This window comes from Kitasatospora sp. MBT66 (genome assembly GCF_000710405.2).
GTDB classification, from domain to species: domain Bacteria; phylum Actinomycetota; class Actinomycetes; order Streptomycetales; family Streptomycetaceae; genus Kitasatospora; species Kitasatospora purpeofusca.
This window is the reverse complement of sequence record NZ_JAIY01000010.1, coordinates 490,528-510,041: the sequence shown is the minus strand read 5'-3', so window position 1 is coordinate 510,041 and position 19,514 is coordinate 490,528. Positions and strand designations below refer to the sequence as shown.

Below are 19,514 nucleotides of genomic sequence, written 5' to 3'. Positions count from 1 at the left end.
GTCTTCCGATGTCACAACGCAGGAGCCCCGGTCAGAGGTTCCGCGCGGGTACCCGCCGAGCGGTCCGGCTCAGTACCGCGGGTCCACCCGGTAGATCGGACGGTCCGGCACCCACCAGTGGCTGGAGCGCCAGATCCCGAAAGTGAACCGCACCCCGTGGCTGCCCCGCTTGTTGGCGGCCTTGATGAACTGCTTGCCGACCTTCTTCATCAGGTAGGCCAGCGCCCACAGCACGTAGCCGGCGGCCCGGGCGGCCCAGTGCGGGAGCTTGCGCAGGATCTTCGAGATGCCCTGGCTGATCTTGCCGGAGACGTAGAGCAGGACACCGATGGTGTTGCCCTCGGCCCGGCTGAAGTAGGCGACCCACTTCTTGCGCCAGGACATACCGGTCAGGTCGTCCATGGTGATCGGGTCGACCGGGTAGCCGTAGGCGTTCGGCGAGCCCTCCAGGACCGGGTCGGTCTGCAGGAACCGGCCGGTGGACGGGTCGTACAGCCGGACGCCCATCAGGGTGAGGCCGGAGAGGCTGTCGCCCTCGCGCTGCGCCCCGCCGAGCCAGCCGTACTCGGTCGAGCCGGTGGCGTCGACGACGTTGCCGTACTCGTCGTAGTGGTAGACGGCGAGGTCCTGGGTGCCGTCGGGCGACATCTGGACCGAGACGTCGCCGTGCAGGTTGGTCAGCAGCAGGACCGCGCCGCCGTCGGTGCCGGTGGCGGCCGTGAGCTGGCCGGTCAGGTCCAGCACGTTGCGGGTGAGCTTGCCCGCCGCGTCCTTGGACCAGGACGGGCTGTCGGTGCCGCCGTCGAAGTGCTTGGTGTCCTGGGCGGTGGCGGCCCAGGTGCCGTCGGTGCCCCTGGTCTCCGTGGTGCTCACCGCGAGGCGGCCGGAGGCGTCCAGGTCCCAGGTCTTCCGGGTGTCGCCGAGGGTCTCGGTGCGCACCAGGTCGTTGACGTAGTAGCCCAGCTGGGTGCCCTTCGGCAGGGCGGTGGTGCGGCCGTAGGCGTCGTACGCGTAGCCCGCGTCGGTGAGGCGGTCGGCGGTGTCGTAGCCGTGGTTCTCGGCCTTGGTGACGGCGTCCTGGGTGGCCGGGTCGCAGTCGTCGGTGACGGTGGTGCGGTTGGTCCGGTTGCTGCTCCGGTCGAACGCGTAGGTCCGGGTCGCGCAGGCCAGGCCGGTGCTGTCGGCGGCCCTGGTCAGGCGGCCGGTGGAGTCGTAGGTGTAGCTGCTGGTGGTGCTGTTGCCGTCGGACTGGGTGCGGCCGGCCTGCTGTCCGTGGACGGTGTGGTCGGCGTTGTCGGCCAGCAGGACGGTGCCCGCCTGGTTGGTGTAGGTCTTGCCGGTCTGGATGCCCCGGCTGTCGTAGCTGTTGGTCAGGGTGTTGCCGCCCGGCATGGTCTGGGTGACCAGCCGGCCCTCGACGTCGTAGGTGGCGGTGAAGGTGCCCGCGACCGAGTCGGTCAGCGAGGTGGGCAGGCCGCGCGGGTCCTTGGCGGTGTCGTAGCCGTAGCTGACGGTGGACGGCACCGAGTCGGACTTCTTCACCACGCGGTCGAGCCGGTCGTACTCGGTGGTGGTGACGTTGCCGGCGCCGTCGTCGTAGGAGACCTGGCGGCCGAGCCTGTCGTAGCCCTGGGTGATGGTGGCCCGGCCGTTGTCGATGGTGGCGAGCTCACCGGTGGCCGGGTCGTAGCCGAGCACGGTGTCCGCGACGGCGGTGCCGGTGCCGCCGCTGACCGAGATCCTCACCGGACGGCCGGCCGCGTCGTAGCTGCGGGTGGTGGTGCGGGTGACGCCGTTGGCGGTCTCGGTGAGCACCGAGACGTTGCCCCAGCGGTCGTACTGGAAGGTCTTCGTGGGCAGCTGGGCCGGGTTGCTGCCGCCGCCGGTGACCTGGGCGGCCGGGGCGATCGAGCAGACCAGGTCGGCCCACTCCGGGTGGCCGGCGCAGGCGCCGGTGCCGGTCGGACCGTAGTACGAGGTCACCGTGGTGGCCGCGTCGGAGCCGGTGGAGTTCGGGCGGCTCTGCGAGGTCACCCGGCCGCTGGTGTCGTAGCCGGTGGCGGTGGTGATCTTCAGGCCGGCCGGGTCCTGGACCGACTGGGTGGGCAGGCCCTGGGCCCAGTCGTAGCCGGTGGCGGTCTTCCGGGTGTCGGCGTCGGCGGCGTAGCCGTCGATCCGGGCGCCGGTGGTCACCGAGGTGGCCTTGTCGCTGACGGCGGCGTTGACCGGGCGGCCCTCGTCGTAGCCGCTCACGGTGTGGGCGCGGGCCGCGACCTCGGCACCGGCGGTGAGCGCCGGGGAGCTGCCGGAGGCGGCGAGGTCGTGCTCAAGGGTGACCAACTGCAGCGGGTCGAACTGTTCGAGCAGCCGCTTGCCGTCGGCCGAGTGGACCGAGGTCGAGGAGAGCACCTGGGCGCGGTCCGCGGTGGAGCGGCCGGCGATGCCGAGGGCGCGCAGCTTGTTGAGGCCGTCACCGGTGGTGGCCAGGGCGAGCACGCGGTTCTCCGCGGAGAGGGTCCGCACCTGGCTGCCGAAGGCGTTGTACTCGGTGGTGGTGATGCCGCCGCCGGGGGTGGCGGTGTTGACCTCGCGGCCGGAGGCGTTGGTGTAGGTCACCGAGGCCCGGTTGTACGCGGCGGTGCCGAGCGCCTTGCCGTCGTGGGTCGACGGGACGGCGTCGGGCGGCAGCACGGCGGTGGCGTCGGTCGGGGCGTCGGTCTGGCCCCAGGCCGCGACGTCGGACGGTGCCAGCGGGTAGGGCGCGTTGGCGCCGCTCAGCGGGACGTCGTAGACCACCGAGGTGGTCGCGGTGCCGTCGGTGACGTCCTTGCTGCCCTGCTTCAGGGTGGGCCGGGAGGCGGCGAGCAGCATGCCCTCGCCGGCGGTGGCCGCGTTGCCGGCCTTGCCGTACTCCAGGGTCCACGGCAGCTCGCCGGGCTCGGTCACGCTGGTGACCCGGCCGGCCGTGTCGTAGCCGTACGCGGTCCTCTGCGCCGTCCCGGTGCGCGGGTCCCAGACCTCGCGCAGCCGGCCCTGCTCGTCGTACGCGTACTGCGAGACGACGACGGGGGTGGCGGCGGAGGCGCCCGGGTCGGTGGACCAGAGGCGGATCTGCTTCACCTGGCCGGTCACGTCGCCGAGGGCGGACGCGGTGGCGGTGGTGGCGTCGGCGTAGACGTACTCCAGGACCCGGCAGCCGGCCGTGGCGGGCGCGGCGGCGCAGTCGACGGAGGCGGTCGCCGAGGTGGGCGCGACCACGTACTTCGGCCGGGCCAGGGTCTTGCCGCCGGAGACGACCTTCTCCGGGACCACCGAGGTGGTGGAGTTGTCGCTGGGCAGCGAGGAGGAGGTGGCCTGCCAGGTGGTGGCGGCCGGGTCGACCTTGGTGAAGGCGACCGTGGTGCCCTCGGTGTCCTTCAGGGTGAAGGCCCCGGTGAAGCCGCCGGTCAGGGTGAGGTTCTCGGCGCCGGGCTCGGGCTTCCAGCCGCCCGCGCCGGTGGCCGTGAAGCCGGTCTCGGAGCCGTCGGCGGAGACCACCGAGAGGGAGGTCGCCGAGGTCTTCCGGACGTAGGAGTAGTCGGCGTCGGTGATCTCGGCGGTGGTGCCGGAGCTCCACTGCGGGCCGAAGATCGCCGCCTGGCCCTCCTGGGCCGAGCCGTTGGTGGGCCGGCGGGAGGAGAAGGAGCGCTCGGCGTGCAGGCCGAAGGCCTCGGCGTCGGTGGCGGACAGGTTCAGGTCACCGGTGAGGGTGTTCACCTCGCCGGGGCCGACCTTGGTCTCCGGGGCGGTGCCGGCGTTGCGGTCCACCGTGACGGTGTTGGGCTCGGTGGCGTCGGTGGCGGTGCCGTCGGTGAAGACCGCGCGGACGTCGACCGGGCCGTTCTCGGTCAGGGTGTCGGTGATGTTCCAGGTCAGCGCGGCCGGCTTGCCGCCGGGGGCGGCGAACGGCCAGGCGGTGACCGGCTGGCCGCCGGTGGTGGTGACGTTGGCGGTCGGGACGTCCTTCCAGGCGTCCGTCTCGCCGCGGCGGTACTGGTAGCGCACGCCGGTGTAGGTGCTGTTGCCCTCGGCCTGCAGCGAGGTGCGGCGGGCCGGGCGCTCGCCCGCGCCGGGGGCGACCAGGGCGGAGCCCTTGCCGGCGTAGAAGGTGTACGTGCGGTCGGCGGAGACGTTGCCCGCGGCGTCCCGGCTGTGCGCGGTGACGGTGTGGGCGCCGGCCTTGAAGGTCAGCTTCGCGGTGACCGGGGCGCCGGTGGTCGCGGCGGTGACCCAGGTGCCGCCGTCCAGCTTGTACTGGACGTCCTTCACGTCGGTGGCCGGCGGGGTGAGGGTGAAGGTGCCGCTGTAGTCGCCGTTGGCGTCCGGGGTGCCCGCCCACTGGCCGGCCGGGAAGTCCCCGGAGGCGATCGCGGTGACGCCGGGCGCGGTGGTGTCCACGGTGAAGGTGCGGAACGCGGACCAGGCGCTGTTGGCGGTGCCGTCCCAGGAGCGGGAGCGCCACTTGTAGGCACCGGCGGGCAGCGCGGTGCCGGGGGTCCAGGTGAAGGTGGAGCCGGAGGCCGCGTAGGCGGTGTGGCCGGACTGCAGCGCGGCGGTGCCGTTGGCGGTCCAGACCTCGAAGTCGAGCAGGACGTTGCCGCCGTCGGGGTCGGTCGCCTTGGCGGACAGGGTCGGGGTGGCGTCGCCGGTGAGCGCGCCGTTGGCCGGGGCGAGCAGGGTGGAGACGGCCGGCGGGGTGTTGTACGTCACCGACAGGTAGGGCGTGTTGGCGGACGCGTTGCCGGAGTTGAACTTCTTCCAGCCGTACGGGTCGCTCTCGTCGGTGGCGCGGATGCCCAGGGTGTTGTTGGCGTTGCCGTTGCCGGCCCAGGCCTGCACCAGCGAGGTGATGTCCTGGTTGACCCAGCCGTCGTTGCAGGAGCTGGAGTAGCCCTTGGTGGAGGTGGAGGTGGCCCACTTGCGGTTCCAGCCGGGCTGCGCGGTCCACCGGGTGGCGGTGGTGGCGCTGCCGGTGTCCCAGACGTCCCAGCCCTTGGCGGTGCAGGACCAGCTGTGGAAGTTCCACAGGTTGAGTTTGCCGCTGGTGATCTGCTTCCCGCTGATCTTCGCCATCGGGAACTGCAGGAAGGAGCGGGCGATCTGGCCGGAGCCGTTGTTGCCCAGCTTGAGTTCGGTCTGCGCGGAGACGTCGGTGGCGTAGCCCTGCTGGACGAAGGTGTCGAAGCCGACGCCGATGTTGACCGCCGGGTCGACGGTGACCGGGTACGTGGTCGCCGGGTCGTTGAGGAAGGCGGCGTCCGGGGTGAGCGTCAGGTCGACGGCGTTGCCGTTCTGGGTGACCTTCAGACCCACCGGGGCGGTGCGGGTGTGGTCGCCGCTGCGTTCGTCGACCTTGGCGTCCCACATCACCGGGGCGGGCAGCTGGCCCTTCTCCTCGCCGGTCGCCGGGTCTAGGAAGGAGACCGAGTTGTCCGCGTTGTGGCGGGCCCGCAGGCCGGCCGCGTCCAGGGTCATGGTGACGGTGCCGTTGGCGCCGACCGCGCTGCGGTCCTTGAGCTCCAGGAACTGCTCGAAGCCGGTCCGGGTGGACTCGACGATCAGGTCGGTCGCGGTGAGCGCGTCCCGGTACCGGGCCCTGGTGCCGTCGAGGACGGGGGCCGGGAGGGTGCCGCGCCAGGACAGCGACATGCTGGTGCCGTTGCCGTTGTCCAGCGAGACCAGGGGGACGGCCGGGGCCTGCTGGTCGCCGGCCGGGGCGCCGGCGGCCTTGAACTTCGACGCGGCGGCGGGCGCGGTGGCACCGGCCAGCGAGAGGCCGAGCGGGTGGCCCTTGGCCTTGACCGAACCGTCGGCCTGCTGGGCCAGGTTCACGTCGATCGGCCGCAGGGTGCCGTCCTTGTCCTTGAAGCGGACGGGGCCGGTGGCGAGGTCCAGGGTGGTGGTGCCGTCCGGGTTGATCCAGGTGGTGGTGGACTCGCCGCGTTCGTCGGTCACCTCGATCCGGCGGTTCTCCAGCCGGGCCTTGAGGTGGGCGGTGGCGATGTCCTTGGCCTCGGCCGGGCCGAGGGCCTTGCCGGGCTTGGGTGCGGGGGCCTCGGGGGTGACCGCGACGGCCTGGCCGGTCGTCATGACGACGACGGCGGCCTGGGTGGCGAGTACGACGGCGAGAGCGACGGCGGTGTTGCGCAGGACGCCGTTGCGGCGGCGTGCCGCGGGGGCGGCTGGCACGGTGTTCCCGGCGCGGTGCCGGGGTGGCGTGCCGGTCGGCTGTGACATGGAGCTCCTCGACGATCTGTGGTGAGGGGGTTCGACGGCGACACGCGTCCGCGTTCGGGCACGGCCGTGCGGGCCCGGGGACCGGACCTGTGCGCGGGCATGCTTTTGGGCATAGGCATGTCAATAATGGGCCGGTCAAGCCATAGGCATGAATCGGCCAAACCTGCGGGAGTGAGCAACCGTCCGAAATCAGGACGGAAGGCGGGAGCGAGCCCGGCGGAGGGCCCCGCGGCCTACGGTGGAGCCGCCACCGTGAAGCGGCGCGCGGGACCCTCCGCCAGTGCGCGGCGGAGCAGGGCGTAGGCCCTCAGCTCGGCCGCCTCCCGGTCGGGGGCGCGGACGTACAGCACGACGCCGACGCCCCCCGGGAAGGAGCGGGCGCGGACGTGTTCCAGGCCGTCGCCCGGAACCGCCCGCGCCCACAGGGCGCCCTGGACGTCGGCGGGTCCGGCCTCGACGGCGGGCGCGGACGAGACGTCCAGGAGAGTCAATTGGACGGCGAACACCGAACGGTCAGTCCCAGCCGATGCCCGGACCGTCGACGCGGGAGGAGTCCCAGCCGATGCCTCCGGTCTCCCGGACACCGGGGGTGTCCCAGCCGATCCCCGTCCCGTCGGCGTGGGTGGTCACGGGGCCGACGGCGGCCGGGGCGGCCTGCGCGGAGGCGGCGGGGGCGACGACGGTGGCGAGGGTCAGCGCGAGGGCGGCGGCGGCGAGCAGCCGGACGGGCTTCGGCACGGCGGTTCCTGTTCTGTGCACGGTGGTTCAGGGCGAGGTGGCGGTGCGTCGTGCGGGGGCGGGGCGGCGGTGCGCGCTGTCGGGTGGTTGCCCGCAGACTGCATCCTCCCGTCACACGGTCCGCGCCGGGAGGGGCTTCGCCGGGCAGCATCCGGCCAGGCAGCTTGCTGCAACCCCGGGACGGCGGTCCCGGGGTGGCGCGGGCGGCCCGATCCCTCTGCGGAACAGACCGGACGGTCCGGTTCGGGTGACCGGAACACGTCTTGTGGCGGCGGGAGCACCGGAGGAAGGATCGGGGGTCGCCGGGGCGGACCGGAATTCCATCGCGAGCCGCGACAAGACGCGATGTCGTGACGATCAGGGGTCGTTGACGTGCTGGAACTGCTGGGCGTGGACACCACCGCGGAAGCCGTTTACCGCGAGATGCTCGCGGACCCGGAGGGCGGGGTGACCGAACTCTGCGAACGGCTCCACCTCCCCGAGGCCGCCGTCCGGGCGGCCCTCGACCGCCTCGCCGACCTGACCCTGCTGCGCGCCTCCCGGGAACGCCCCGGTGCGCTCTGGCCGGTCAGCCCGGAGCGCGGGCTGGAGCTGCTGCTGCGCCGCCAGGAGGAGGATCTCGCCCGCCGCCAGCAGGAGCTGGCCGTCTCCAAGGCCGCCGTGGCACGGGCCGTCGCCGAGTACGCCACCCTCCGCTCGGCCACCCTGGTGGACGGCGGCGAGCGCCTGGTCGGCCTCGACGCGATCCAGGCCAAGCTGGAGACGCTGACCGCCCGGCTGGCCACCGAGTGCCTGGCGGTGATGCCCGGCGGCGCCCAGTCCGCCGCCAGCCTGGCCGCCTCCCGCCCACTGGACGAGGACGCGCTGAGACGGGGCGTCAGCCTGCGCAGCATCTACCAGGACAGCGTCCGCAACGACCCGGAGACCTTCGCCTACACCCAGTGGATGACCGGCCTGGGCGGGCGGGTGCGCACCGCCCCGGTGCTGCCGCCGCGGATGCTGGTCTTCGACGGCACCACCGCCGTGGTGCCGATCGACCCGGAGAACACCAGGGCCGGCGCCCTGTGCACCGAGGAGCCCGGGATCGTCGCCTCGCTGGTCGCGCTGTTCGAGCAGACCTGGGAGACCGCCGTCCCGCTCGGCGGGGACCCGCGCCCCGAGGACGCCGGCCCCGGCCTCAGCCCCGGTGAGCGCGAGCTGCTGCGGCTGCTCTCCACCGGGCTGACCGACGACGCGGCGGCCAAGCGGCTGGGTGTCTCGGTGCGGACGGTGCGGCGGCAGATGGCGGCGCTGATGGAGCGTCTGGAGGCGGCCAGCCGCTTCGAGGCGGGCCTGAAGGCGGCTCAGCGCGGCTGGCTGTAGCGGCCGGTTGCAGTGGCCGGTTGCAGCGGCTGTTCGCAGCGGCTGTCTGTAGCCGGGGTCACAGCTTCGGGGTAACGGTCCGTCGCGGTGCCGGAGATCCTGGAGAAGTTCACCTCCAGGCTCTTGTCCGGTCATTTTCTACGCGCGTATCTTTGGGGCGCTGCGGGGGGCGGTTCCGACTTCCGCGCGGATTTCTACGCGGGTAGCGGGGCGGCGGGCCGGACACCGGCCGATGCGCCCGGCCCACCCGCCCGGCCGACCCGTTCCGCCGATCCGTCGTCGACCCGTCCGGCCGACCCGCCCCGCCGACCCACCCCCGTGCACCACCCGAGCTAGGAGCCCCGTTCCGGTGACCATGCCCATCGCTCCCCGTCCGCGCTCGCGCCGCGCCCTGCTGCGCGCGGCTGTCGTCCCGGCCGGTCTGGCCGCCTCCCTGGTGCTGGCCCCGCTGCCCGCCGCCGTGGCCGCGCCCTCCGCGGACGCGCTGATCTCCGAGGTCTACGGCGGGGGCGGCAACTCGGGCGCCACGCTGAAGAACGACTTCGTCGAGCTGGCCAACAAGGGCGGCGCCGCCTTCGGCCTGGACGGCTGGAGCGTCCAGTACATATCGGCCGCTCCCGGCCCCAACTCCCAGTGGGGCGTCACCCCGCTGACCGGTTCGATCGCCCCCGGCGGGCGCTACCTGGTCGCCGAGGGCGCCGGCGCGGCCGGCACCGTCGAGCTGCCCACCCCGGACGCGGTCGGCTCGCTGGCGCTGTCCGGCACCAGCGGCACCGTCGCGCTGGTCCGCGGCACCGACCCGCTGACCTGCAAGACCGCGGCCGACTGCGCCGCCGACCCGCGGGTGCGCGACCTGGTCGGCTTCGGCACCGCCGTGGTCCACGAGGGCTCCGCCTCGGTGGCCGGCGCCTCCAACACCGCCTCGGTCGCCCGCAAGGCCGGCCTGCCGGACACCGACGACAACGCCGCCGACCTCGCGGCCGGCGCCCCGTCGCCGACCAACAGCAAGGGCGAGGTCGCCGAGGGCTCCACCCCGACCGGCCCGACCGAGCCGGGCACCGTCCGGATCCACGACATCCAGGGCCGCACCCGGCTGTCCGACCGCACCGGCAAGACCGTCGCCGGTGTGCCCGGCATCGTCACCGGCGTGCGCGCGTACGGCTCCAAGGGCTTCTGGATCCAGGACCCGAACCCGGACGCCGACCCGGCCACCAGCGAGGGCGTCTTCGTCTACACCGGCTCCGCCAACCCGATCGTCAAGGTCGGCGACTCGGTGCTGGTCACCGGCAAGGTGACGGAGTACTACCCGAACTTCAACGGCGGCTCGCAGTCGCTCACCCAGCTGACCAACCCGGCCGTCACCGTGGTCTCCTCCGGGAACCCGTTGCCGGCCCCGGTGGTCGTCGACACCCGCAACATCCCGGGCACCTACACCCCGGCGGCGGGCCCGGACGGGACGATCAACGGCGTCGCCCTGGACCCGGAGAAGTACACCCTCGACTTCTACGAGTCGCTGGAGGGCATGCTCGTCGAGGTCCGCGACGTCCGGGTGGTCCAGGCCACCGACAAGTACAACGAGCTGTGGGTCGCCGCCGACAAGCAGGACCAGAAGAGCCAGCGCGGCGGCGTGCTCTACGAGTCCTACGCGGAGCCGAACGTCGGCCGGCTGATGGTGCAGCAGCAGGCGCCCGTCTCCCAGCAGGCCTTCCCGGTCGCCAACGTGGGCGACGTGCTGACCGGCGTCACCAACGGCCCGCTGGACTACAACCAGTTCGGCGGCTACACCCTGGTCGCCGGCAACCTCGGCGCGCTCCAGGACAACCACCTCCAGCGCGAGGTGACCGTCCCGACCGCCGACCGCGAGCTCTCCATCGCCACCTACAACGTGGAGAACCTCGCCGCCACCAACCCCGACAGCAAGTTCGCCGAGCTGGCCGCCGGTGTCGTCACCCACCTGCGTTCGCCCGACATCGTCGCCCTGGAGGAGATCCAGGACAACAACGGTGCCAAGAGCGACGGCACGGTGGACGCGAGCCAGACCGTGGCCAAGTTCGTCGCCGCGATCAAGGCGGCCGGCGGCCCGGCGTACGACTGGCGCTCGGTGGACCCGCAGGACGGCAAGGACGGCGGCGAGCCCGGCGGCAACATCCGCCAGGTCTTCCTGTTCAACCCGCAGCGGGTCTCCTTCACCGACATCCCCGGCGGCGCCGCCACCACCGCGGTCGACGTGGCCGGCACCGGCTCCGCCGCCTCGCTGACCGCCTCGCCCGGCCGGATCGCCCCCGCCGACGCGGCGTGGACCAACAGCCGCAAGCCGCTGATCGGCCAGTTCTCCTTCCGCGGCAAGAAGGTCTTCGTCATCGCCAACCACTTCAACAGCAAGGGCGGCGACCAGGGCATCGACAGCCGCTTCCAGGCCCCGACCCGCTCCTCGGAGGTCCAGCGGGTCGCCCAGGCCACGGTGGAGCAGGCCTTCGTCGCCAAGCTGCTGGCCGCGGACAAGAACGCCAAGGTGGTGTCGGTCGGCGACTTCAACGACTACCAGTTCTCGCCCGCGCTGACCACGCTCACCAAGGACGGCGTGCTGCGCGACCTGGTGAACGAGCTGCCGGAGAAGGAGCAGTACTCGTACGTCTACCAGGGCAACTCGCAGGTGCTGGACCACATCCTGGTCAGCCCGGAGGTCGGGTACGCCAAGTACGACGTGGTGCACATCAACGCCGAGTTCGCCCAGCAGGCGAGCGACCACGACCCGCAGGTGGTCCGCATCAAGCCGTGAGGCCGGCGGAGCACGACCGAGGGGCGGTGACCGGGGACCGGTCACCGCCCCTCGGGGCTTTCGGGCGTGTTCTTCGGAGGCGTTACCCGAGGGCCTTGAGCACGGCGTCGGCCATGACCCGCTCGCCGGTCGCGTTCGGGTGGAAGGGGACGGCCGGGGAGCCGGGCAGCGCGCCCTCCACCCAGCGGTCGGCCGAGCAGACGTCGTGCCCGCGGGTGGGCGTGGCCGTGTCCACATAGGTGGCGCCGGTGGCCCGGGCGGTGGACTGCAGCATCGTGTTCAGCCGGCCGAGCACGTCGTGCAGGTACGGGATGTCGCGCGGGGCGATCGGCTGGCGCAGGACGCAGGAGGCGCCGTCGGCGGGCAGCACCGAGGGGTAGCCGACCAGCAGGATCCGGGCGTTCGGGGCCTTGGCGCGCAGCCGCTTCACGGTGTCGGCGAGTCGCGGCCCGGTCCGGTCGATCCGGTCGGCGAGGTCGTCGTTGCCGTACTGCCAGGACCAGCTGGACCAGTCCCAGTACCCGTGGTGGTAGACGTCGGTGCACGGGGTGCCGAGCGGATTGACCACGGCGCCCGCGATGCAGGTCGCGATCACGTCGGCGATCCCGAGATCGCTGTCGCCGAGGTCGTTGCCGCCGATCCCCAGGGTGATCAGGTCGGTGTCGGCGGTCACCGCGTCGATCTGCGGATCGTTGACCCGGATGAAGGCGTCGTACTGCGCCTCGGTGATCGACTTCACCTTGGCGGCGGCGCAGGTGACGTCGCGGTAGGCGGCGGCGTTCAGCGCGGCGGCGACCAGGTGGCCGTAGTTGCGGTCGGAGCGCAGGCAGAGGCCGGCCGACTGGTTCGGAACCCCCGCACCGGCCGCGTAGGAGTCGCCGAGCGCCACGTAGCGGTGGGGGGCGGGAGTGGCGGCCTGCGCGCTGGTGGCGGTCATCGCGAGTGCGGCGCCCAACGCGGCGGAAGCGAGCAGCAGGGAATTCCGGGCACGGCGGAGCACGGTTCCTCCTGGGGGAGAGAAACGGGTGGGTGGGGGTCGTGCGAGCCGGGCCACAGCTACTACTGACAGGTAAGTTACTGGCAGGTTTCGCGGTCGTCCATGCTGTGCGCATACATTTCCGAAAATTCGTCAGAGGTTTCGGCAGGCGCTCCGGCGGGAATTCCGAATTTCGCTCCGAGGGGTGTCGAAATGCATTCCGAAACGGGGTGGAGCGGAATTCGGGTGCCCCGCCGGGGAAGTGGGCGCGGCCGGGGTGGGGGGTTCCGCGTCGTCAGGCGATGCGGGCGGCCACCCAGAAGAAGAACACCGTCATCACGGTGAAGAGCACGCACGAGTACCCCAGCAGCCCGACGCCGTCGGCGCTGGGGAAGCCGAGGAGGACGACCTTCTCCGGGAAGCGCGGGAGGTGGGCGACCTCGACCGGGTCGCCGGGGCCGAGCCCGGTCGGCCCGCGCAGCGCGATCGACGTGTCCGCCTCCACCGCCGGGCCGTCCGCGACCTCGAACCGCACCCGGACGGTGTCCTCGTAGCCGCCCTCGTCGCCCACGGGCGTGCTCGTCACGGAGACCACCCGGGCCCGGTGGCGGGCGCCGTAGCGGTTGATCCGGAACGTCCGCGAGGCCCGTGACCCGGTCCAGTACGCGCTGCCGGCGAACACCGTCCCGATCAGGAGGGCGAGAAGGTTCACAGTCGTGCAGCCTACGCCCGGGCCCGCGCCCGCGCCCAGAGGTGCGTCACCAACTCCCTTTTGTTGGAGCCCAGTTCATGTCGACGCGGACACCCGGGGCGGCCGTTCGGCGGTGGCCGGGTAGGCTGCGGCTGCCGTCCCGGTGCCACCCGGCCGGCGGGCTCCACCGTGATCGTCGGCCGCAGCGGCCTGCGGCCGCCGCGCGCACCGGCGCGGCGGCGGGCCCTGGGGAACGAGGAGGCCGAGGAACCATGAGCCGTCGCGAGCGCGACCGGATCGGCAAGCAGGGCGGGGCCGGGAAGCAGGGCTCGGCCGGCAAGCAGGGCGGACGCGGCCCGGCGGCCCCGGTGACCGTCACCGTCTGCCGGGGCTGCTGCTGCGGCACCCAGGAGAAGCACCCGGGTGTCGACCACGCCGGCCAGTACGAGCGGCTGCGCGCGGCGGTCGGCGACGCCGGCCGGGTCCGCGCCGTGAAGTGCCTGGACACCTGCGCGCACTCCAACGTCGTCGTGGTCGGCCCCTCCAGCGAGGGCCGCGCGGCCGGCGGCCGGCCGGTCTGGCTGGGCTGGGTCCTGGCGGACGACATGATCGAGGAGATCGCCACCTGGGTGCACTCCGGCGGCCCCGGTGTCGCCGAACCGCCGGGGCTGCTCGACCTCCAGCAGATCTCGGTCTCCCGCCGCGTCGGCGAGGGCCTGCCGGGCTGACCCCGCCGACCCCGACGACCCCGACGACCCGGACCCGCGCGGGGGACGGCTGGCCTAGCATGACCTAGGGCGTGACCCGAAGGACACGCTCCGGGCCCCGCGCGCCGACAGGAGGACGACGATGACCACGGTCTGCCGCATCTGTGCGGGCACCGGCCGCACCGCCGGCCTCAGCTGCCGGACCTGCCAGGGCACCGGCACCACCGAGGTCGGCGGTGGTGGCGGCAACTGCTTCCTCTGCGACGGCACCGGGGTGTACGTCCGCTACCGGGTCGACGCGGGCGGCGCCAAGCACGCCTACCGCGACGAGATCTGCCGCACCTGCGACGGCACCGGGAACCGCGCGGCCTCGCCCTGGGACGAAGCGTCCTGACGCCGCGGGGCCTCCCGGGCCCCGTCGGTGCGCCCCTTTCCCCGCTCCGGACGGTGACGGTTGGTCCGGCCGGGTGCGCCTGCTCACCGCATCAGCGTAGGAGGGCGCCCCAGCGGTGACCGCGTTCGTACAAACTGTCGGACGCTACGAGCATGGCTTCCCTCAACCGACTGCTCGCCCGCGTCCGCCGAAGGGCCGGTGCCCTCGCGGTACCGTGCACCCTCGTCACGGCCCTCGTCCCCGTCCTCGCGCTCGGCCCGGGCGCGATCAGCGCCGCGGCCGCCCCGCTGCCCGGCGGACTCGGGCCCTGCGTGCCCGGCAGCTGCCCCGCCACTTACCCCACCTCTATCAACAACGGCCCGTTCACCGGCCGCGACAACGGCATCAACGTCTTCGTCGGCGGTGACTTCCTGGTCCGCGGCCGCGCCGCCGAGGCCGAGGGCCGCGTCGTCGTCCTCAACGCCTTCGACCAGGCGAAGGAGGCCGGCGTCAGCTCGATCTACAACGTCGGCATCGCCGGCGTCGGCTCCCGGGTCCCGCCGCCGGACGGCGCCGACTTCCTCACCACCGGCGCCGGGGTCACCGTCGCGAGCGGCCAGTCCCTGGTGGCCGAGGGCGGCGTCGTCCGGCACGTCGGGCCGGTCACCGGCACCGTGACCGGAACCTCCGTCACCGACGCCAACGCCGTCCAGCCCTACACCGGTCTGCGCGCCCAGCTCTCGACCGCCTCCGACTGCTACGCCCGGGTCGGCGGGGTGCCCCGCACCCCGACCGGCACGGCGGTCAACCAGGGCGGCCAGACCCTGTTCACCGGTGACGGCAGCTCGGCGCTCCAGGTCTTCAACGCCGACTTCGACCTCACCGGGCCGACCGGCGGTCAGCAGGGCATCGTTTTCGCCAACATCCCGGCCGGGGCCACCGTCCTGGTCAACGTCACCGGCGCCACCCGCGTCCTGAACACCTTCAGCGGCGGCATCAACGACTCCGACGACCCGCTGAACGGCTACCGCGACCACCTGCTGTGGAACTTTCCCGACGCCACCTCCGTCACCCTGGGCGGCACCGGCCAGTTCCAGGGCAGCTTCCTGATCGGCGAGCAGACCTCGCAGACCACGGTCACCCTGGCCGGCGTCAACGGCCGCTTCTTCACCACCGGCTCCCTCACCCACACCAGCCTGCCCGTCGGCGGCGGTGGCCAGGAGTTCCACTCCTACCCCTTCAACGGCGACCTGCCCTCCTGCGGCTCCACCCCGGTGACGGGTGAGGTGCGGGTGCTGAAGACCGATGCGGTGTCCGGCGCGGCGCTCGCGGGCGGTGTGTTCGAGCTGTGGGAGGAGACCAACGGGATTGCGGGTCTGCAGACCTCCGGCGCGAACCCGGACACCCAGGTGGGTGCGGGCTGCACCACCGGTGCGGACGGGCTGTGCCGTCGGACGGTGGAGGTGGGTACCTACTACTGGCGCGAGACCGCCGCGCCCACCGGTTACCAGCTCCCGGCGAACCCGGTGTTCGGTCCGCTGGTGCTGACCGCCGAGAACGCCGCGGCGGGTGTGCAGACGACCGCCGCCGACACGCTCGTGCCCCCGGTGACGGGTGAGGTGCGGGTGCTGAAGACCGATGCGGTGTCCGGCGCGGTTCTCGCCGGTGGTGTGTTCGACCTGTGGCGGGAGACCAACGGCGTCCCCGGTCTGCAGACCTCCGGCGTCAATCCGGACACCCAGGTGGGTGCGGCCTGCACCACCGGTGCGGACGGGCTGTGCCGTCGGACGGTGGAGGTGGGTACCTACTACTGGCGCGAGACCGCCGCGCCCACCGGTTACCAGCTCCCGGCGAACCCGGTGTTCGGTCCGCTGGTGCTGACCGCCGAGAACGCCGCGGCGGGTGTGCAGACGACCGCCGCCGACACGCTCGTGCCCCCGGTGACCGGTGAGGTGCGGGTGCTGAAGACGAACGCCGAGACGGGCGCCGCGCTCGCGGGCGGTGTGTTCGACCTGTGGCGGGAGACCAACGGCGTCCCCGGCCTGCAGACCTCCGGCGTGAACCCGGACACCCAGGTGGGTGCGGCCTGCACCACCGGTGCGGACGGCCTCTGCCGTCGGACGGTGGAGGTGGGTACCTACTACTGGCGCGAGACCGCCGCGCCCACCGGCTACGACCTGCCGGCCGAGCCGGTGTTCGGTCCGCTGGTGCTGACCGCGCAGAACGCTGCGGCGGGTGTGCAGGTGACCGCCAAGGACTGCCCGTCGCCGAAGCCCCCGGCCACCGGCGCGATCCACCTGACCAAGAAGGACGCCTGGTCGGGCAAGCCCCTCAACGGCGCGGTGTTCGAGCTGTGGCGGGAGGCCAACGGCATCCCCGGCCTGCAGACCCTGGGCATCAACCCGGACGTCCGGGCGGGTGACTGCACCACCGCGGCCGGCGGCGGCTGCGACTTCAAGCACCTGCCGACCGGTCAGTACTACCTGCGGGAGACCGCCGCGCCCGCCGGCTACCAGCTCCCGCCGGACCCGGTCAGCGGGCCCTACCGGGTGAACGCCGACGACTGCGTCACCGTCGCCCTCACCAACAAGAAGGACGACGACTGCTGATGACGGTCGATCGCCCGACCGGGTGAACCGGCGGTCGGGACCGTCCTGCGGGCCCACTCCCGCTCAGGACGGTCCCGGCCCCGGTCCGGCGGCGACCCCCGACCACGGCCCGCCGACCCCTCGCGGAGCTCTTCGTCCGCGGACGGCTTTGCCGAGCCATGGTCGAACATTGGCGTTCGACTGACCGGTACGCCCGGGTGCGTTCACCGCCCGTCCGTGTCCGGTCAACACGTGACTGGGAGAGTCCCTGTCCATGGAAACTCCGAACATGGGCGTGCCGGCGAAGCTCGCCGAACGCATGAGCATGGCCGAGCAGCACGAGTACCTGCGGGCCCGTTTCTCCCGCCGGCGGATGCTGCGCGCCGGTGCCGTCTCGGTGGGCGCGCTGGCCGTGGGCGGCGCCCTCGGCGGCACCGCCTCGGCCGCCCCCGTCGCGCCGCAGCTGCTGGCCGGCGGCGCCACCGCGGGCATCGACGGCTCGCTGGTCGCCCCGATCGGGCGTCACCTCGCCTTCGGGCCCGAGCCGGACACCCAGTTCCGGGTCTCCTGGCAGGTGCCGGCCCCGGTGAAGCGGCCGTTCCTGCGCTACGGCAAGAACCCGTGGGACCTCAGCCACAAGATCGAGGCCGAGGTGCGCACCCTGCACACCCCGGCGCTCACCCCCACCGGCAAGGCCGTGGACCAGTACTACCTGCACGTGGCGCTGGAGGACCTGCGCCCCGACACCACGTACTACTACGGTGTCGGCCACCAGGGCTTCGACCCGGCCTCGCAGCAGGCGATCTCCACCCTCGGCACCTTCCGCACCGCGCCCTCGCGCGACCACCGCTGGGGCAAGGTGTACGAGCCGTTCACCTTCACCGCCTTCGGCGACCAGGGTGTCAGCGACCACGCCAAGGGCAACGACCACATCATCCTGGCCCAGAACCCGGCCTTCCACCTGCACGCCGGCGACATCTGCTACGCCGACCCGGCGGGCTCCGGCCAGGACTCCGACAAGTCGGTGTTCGACGCCACCACCTGGGACGCCTTCCTGGTGCAGACCGAGACGGTCGCCTCGAAGGTGCCGTGGATGGTCTCCTACGGCAACCACGACATGGAAGCCTGGTACTCGCCGAACGGCTACGGCGGCGAGAACGCCCGCTTCTACCTGCCGGACAACGGCCCGGACAAGCGCAGCGTCCCCGGCGTCTACTCCTTCCGCTACAAGAACGTCGGCGTCATCTCGCTGGACGCCAACGACATCTCCTACGAGATCCCGGCCAACCTGGGCGTCTCGGCGGGCAAGCAGACCCGCTGGCTGGAGCGCACCCTCAAGGACCTGCGCAACGACGAGACCGTCGACTTCGTCGTGGTCTTCTTCCACCACTGCGCCTTCTCGACCACCCACCAGCACGCCTCCGAGGGCGGCGTGCGCGAGGCCTGGGTGCCACTGTTCGAGAAGTACCGGGTGGACCTGGTGATCAACGGTCACAACCACGTCTACGAGCGCACCGACGCGATCCTCGGCAACAAGGTCGCCAAGGCCGTGCCGAGCGGCGCCACCGTCGAGCCGGCCACGGACGGCGTGGTCTACGTGACGGCGGGCGCGGCCGGCCGCAGCCTGTACCGCTTCGACGCCCCGGACAGCTACGAGGGCCACGAGAAGCGCGTCGACTCGGTGGACACCTACTACTTCGCCAAGGGCGGCGGCAAGGTGACCGAGACGGTGGAGTGGTCGCGGGTGCGCTACACCGGCTACTCGTTCATCAAGGTGGACGTGAAGCCCGCGCACCTGGGCCAGAAGTCGGAGATGACGGTCACCGCCCTGGCGGAGGACGGCACCCGGGTCGACCACTACACCATCCTGCGCAAGGTCGGCGAGGGCTGGGACGGCAACAGCGACGACGACGGCGAGGGCGGCGGCTGGGGCTGGTAGGCCCGGTCCTGCTCCCTTTCTGGCGTACCCACGGACCCCGGCGCTCGCTCAGCGCCGGGGTCCGTACATGATCACGGCGACTCCCGCCAGGCAGACCAGGGCACCCAGCACGTCGTAGCGGGTCGGCCGGAAGCCGTCCACGACCACGCCCCACAGCAGCGACCCGGCCACGAACACCCCGCCGTACGCGGCGAGCACCCGCCCGAAGGCGGCATCCGGTTGCAGCGCCGCCACGAAGCCGTACCCGCCGAGCACCACCACCCCCACCCCGGCCAGCCACCACGGCCGCGCCTCCCGCACGCTCTGCCAGATCAGCCAGCAGCCGCCGATCTCGGCGAGCGCGGCGAGCACGAACAGGGCGACGGAACGCAGAACGGTCATAGCGGTCCAGCCTAGGGCGCGTTCTCGCTCGTCCTCCGGCCCGGGCACATGTGTGAAGCCCCCTGCCGACCGTTCGGGATTCCCGAACGGTCGGCAGGGGGCTTCGGACAGGAGCCGGGTCAGGACGCCCGGACGTCGCGCTCCCGGAGTTCGGCGATGACCCGCGCGACGGTGACGAAGTCGTTGTCCACGTGCAGCACCGGGTAGTTGTAGTGCGCCGCGACCGAGCAGAGCAGCAGGTCCACCGTGCCGGCCGAGCGGTGCTGCCCCTTCTGCGTGAGCTTGTACTGGGCGTTGAGGGCCCAGCCCGCACCTGGCCGAGGCTGTTCATGTGTCAGTTCTCCCCGTCCGCCTTCCGGGCCTGATGGATTCGCTCCGTCGGGTCGAACTCCCCCCGGGCCGCACGTTCGGACAGCTTCTCCAGCGCCTCGATCCGTTTCAGTCGGTTGACGTAGTCGGCGAGGGCGCCGTTGATCGTGTCCCTTTTGGTGCTGGTCCCCATGAGCTGCATGCCCTCGGCGAGGATCGCGTCGTCGACGTCGACGTTGGTCATACTCATTTCCGCGCCTCCGTGGATGAATCCACCCACATCATCCACATCAACCGTCCGAACGCGAAGTGCGGCAGCCCCCGCGTGGTGACGCGGGGGCTGCCGGGGGAAGGCGGGGCGGCTCGGGTCTGGCGGCGGGTGGCCGGGTTCGGGT

General features: G+C 72.5%; 14 protein-coding genes. 6 read left to right on the top strand and 8 right to left on the bottom strand.

The window, feature by feature from the left end:
- Positions 1-69: 69 nt before the first annotated feature.
- From BI06_RS54785 to BI06_RS26935, 3 genes are all read right to left on the bottom strand, one after another.
- Positions 70-6,276: a DNRLRE domain-containing protein gene (locus tag BI06_RS54785; protein ID WP_051741934.1), complete on the bottom strand. Its 6,207-nt coding sequence runs from the start codon at positions 6,274-6,276 to the stop codon at positions 70-72.
- Between the two features lie 233 nt (positions 6,277-6,509).
- A complete protein-coding gene (locus BI06_RS26940; protein WP_030391231.1) occupies positions 6,510-6,767 on the bottom strand; it encodes a hypothetical protein in 258 nt (85 codons plus the stop codon).
- Positions 6,768-6,789: 22 nt separating this feature from the next.
- A complete protein-coding gene (locus tag BI06_RS26935) occupies positions 6,790-7,014 on the bottom strand; it encodes a hypothetical protein (RefSeq protein WP_043472196.1) in 225 nt (74 codons plus the stop codon).
- Positions 7,015-7,386: 372 nt separating this feature from the next.
- Between BI06_RS26935 and BI06_RS26930 the strand changes: the two genes are divergently transcribed.
- Together BI06_RS26930 and BI06_RS26925 are read left to right on the top strand one after the other, a co-directional pair.
- The gene (locus tag BI06_RS26930; protein WP_030391230.1) at positions 7,387-8,376 is read left to right on the top strand and encodes a LuxR C-terminal-related transcriptional regulator; all 990 of its coding nucleotides are present in this window, start codon (positions 7,387-7,389) and stop codon (positions 8,374-8,376) included.
- Positions 8,377-8,731: 355 nt separating this feature from the next.
- Positions 8,732-11,155 (top strand): lamin tail domain-containing protein, encoded by a 2,424-nt coding sequence (locus BI06_RS26925; protein ID WP_043473171.1) that lies wholly within the window; start codon positions 8,732-8,734, stop codon positions 11,153-11,155.
- 82 nt (positions 11,156-11,237) lie between these two features.
- Here BI06_RS26925 and BI06_RS26920 read toward each other — a convergent pair whose 3' ends face one another.
- Positions 11,238-12,155, bottom strand: a complete 918-nt coding sequence (locus BI06_RS26920; RefSeq protein WP_094745438.1) for an SGNH/GDSL hydrolase family protein — start codon at positions 12,153-12,155, stop codon at positions 11,238-11,240.
- A gap of 271 nt (positions 12,156-12,426) precedes the next feature.
- A complete protein-coding gene (locus BI06_RS26915; RefSeq protein ID WP_030391227.1) occupies positions 12,427-12,843 on the bottom strand; it encodes a DUF3592 domain-containing protein in 417 nt (138 codons plus the stop codon).
- Positions 12,844-13,094: 251 nt separating this feature from the next.
- Here BI06_RS26915 and BI06_RS26910 point away from each other — a divergent pair, with 251 nt between their 5' ends.
- The 4 genes from BI06_RS26910 (at position 13,095) to BI06_RS26895 (ending at position 18,429) form a co-directional block, all read left to right on the top strand.
- Positions 13,095-13,550 (top strand): hypothetical protein, encoded by a 456-nt coding sequence (locus BI06_RS26910; RefSeq protein ID WP_030391226.1) that lies wholly within the window; start codon positions 13,095-13,097, stop codon positions 13,548-13,550.
- 121 nt (positions 13,551-13,671) lie between these two features.
- Complete coding sequence (locus BI06_RS26905; RefSeq protein ID WP_030391225.1) at positions 13,672-13,923, top strand: hypothetical protein; 252 nt, start codon at positions 13,672-13,674, stop codon at positions 13,921-13,923.
- Positions 13,924-14,075: 152 nt separating this feature from the next.
- The gene (locus BI06_RS26900; RefSeq protein ID WP_051741933.1) at positions 14,076-16,511 is read left to right on the top strand and encodes a choice-of-anchor A family protein; all 2,436 of its coding nucleotides are present in this window, start codon (positions 14,076-14,078) and stop codon (positions 16,509-16,511) included.
- A 253-nt stretch (positions 16,512-16,764) separates the two neighbouring features.
- Entirely contained in the window at positions 16,765-18,429 is a 1,665-nt protein-coding gene (locus BI06_RS26895; RefSeq protein ID WP_078879549.1) for a metallophosphoesterase family protein, read from the top strand.
- Positions 18,430-18,477: 48 nt separating this feature from the next.
- Here BI06_RS26895 and BI06_RS26890 read toward each other — a convergent pair whose 3' ends face one another.
- The 3 genes from BI06_RS26890 to BI06_RS26880 all read right to left on the bottom strand — a co-directional run bounded on the left by BI06_RS26890 (position 18,478) and on the right by BI06_RS26880 (position 19,369).
- Entirely contained in the window at positions 18,478-18,810 is a 333-nt protein-coding gene (locus tag BI06_RS26890) for a YnfA family protein (protein ID WP_030391222.1), read from the bottom strand.
- 119 nt (positions 18,811-18,929) lie between these two features.
- A complete protein-coding gene (locus BI06_RS26885; protein ID WP_167349715.1) occupies positions 18,930-19,055 on the bottom strand; it encodes a PIN domain nuclease in 126 nt (41 codons plus the stop codon).
- Between the two features lie 89 nt (positions 19,056-19,144).
- Positions 19,145-19,369: a type II toxin-antitoxin system VapB family antitoxin gene (locus BI06_RS26880; RefSeq protein ID WP_043472194.1), complete on the bottom strand. Its 225-nt coding sequence runs from the start codon at positions 19,367-19,369 to the stop codon at positions 19,145-19,147.
- Positions 19,370-19,514: the final 145 nt, after the last annotated feature.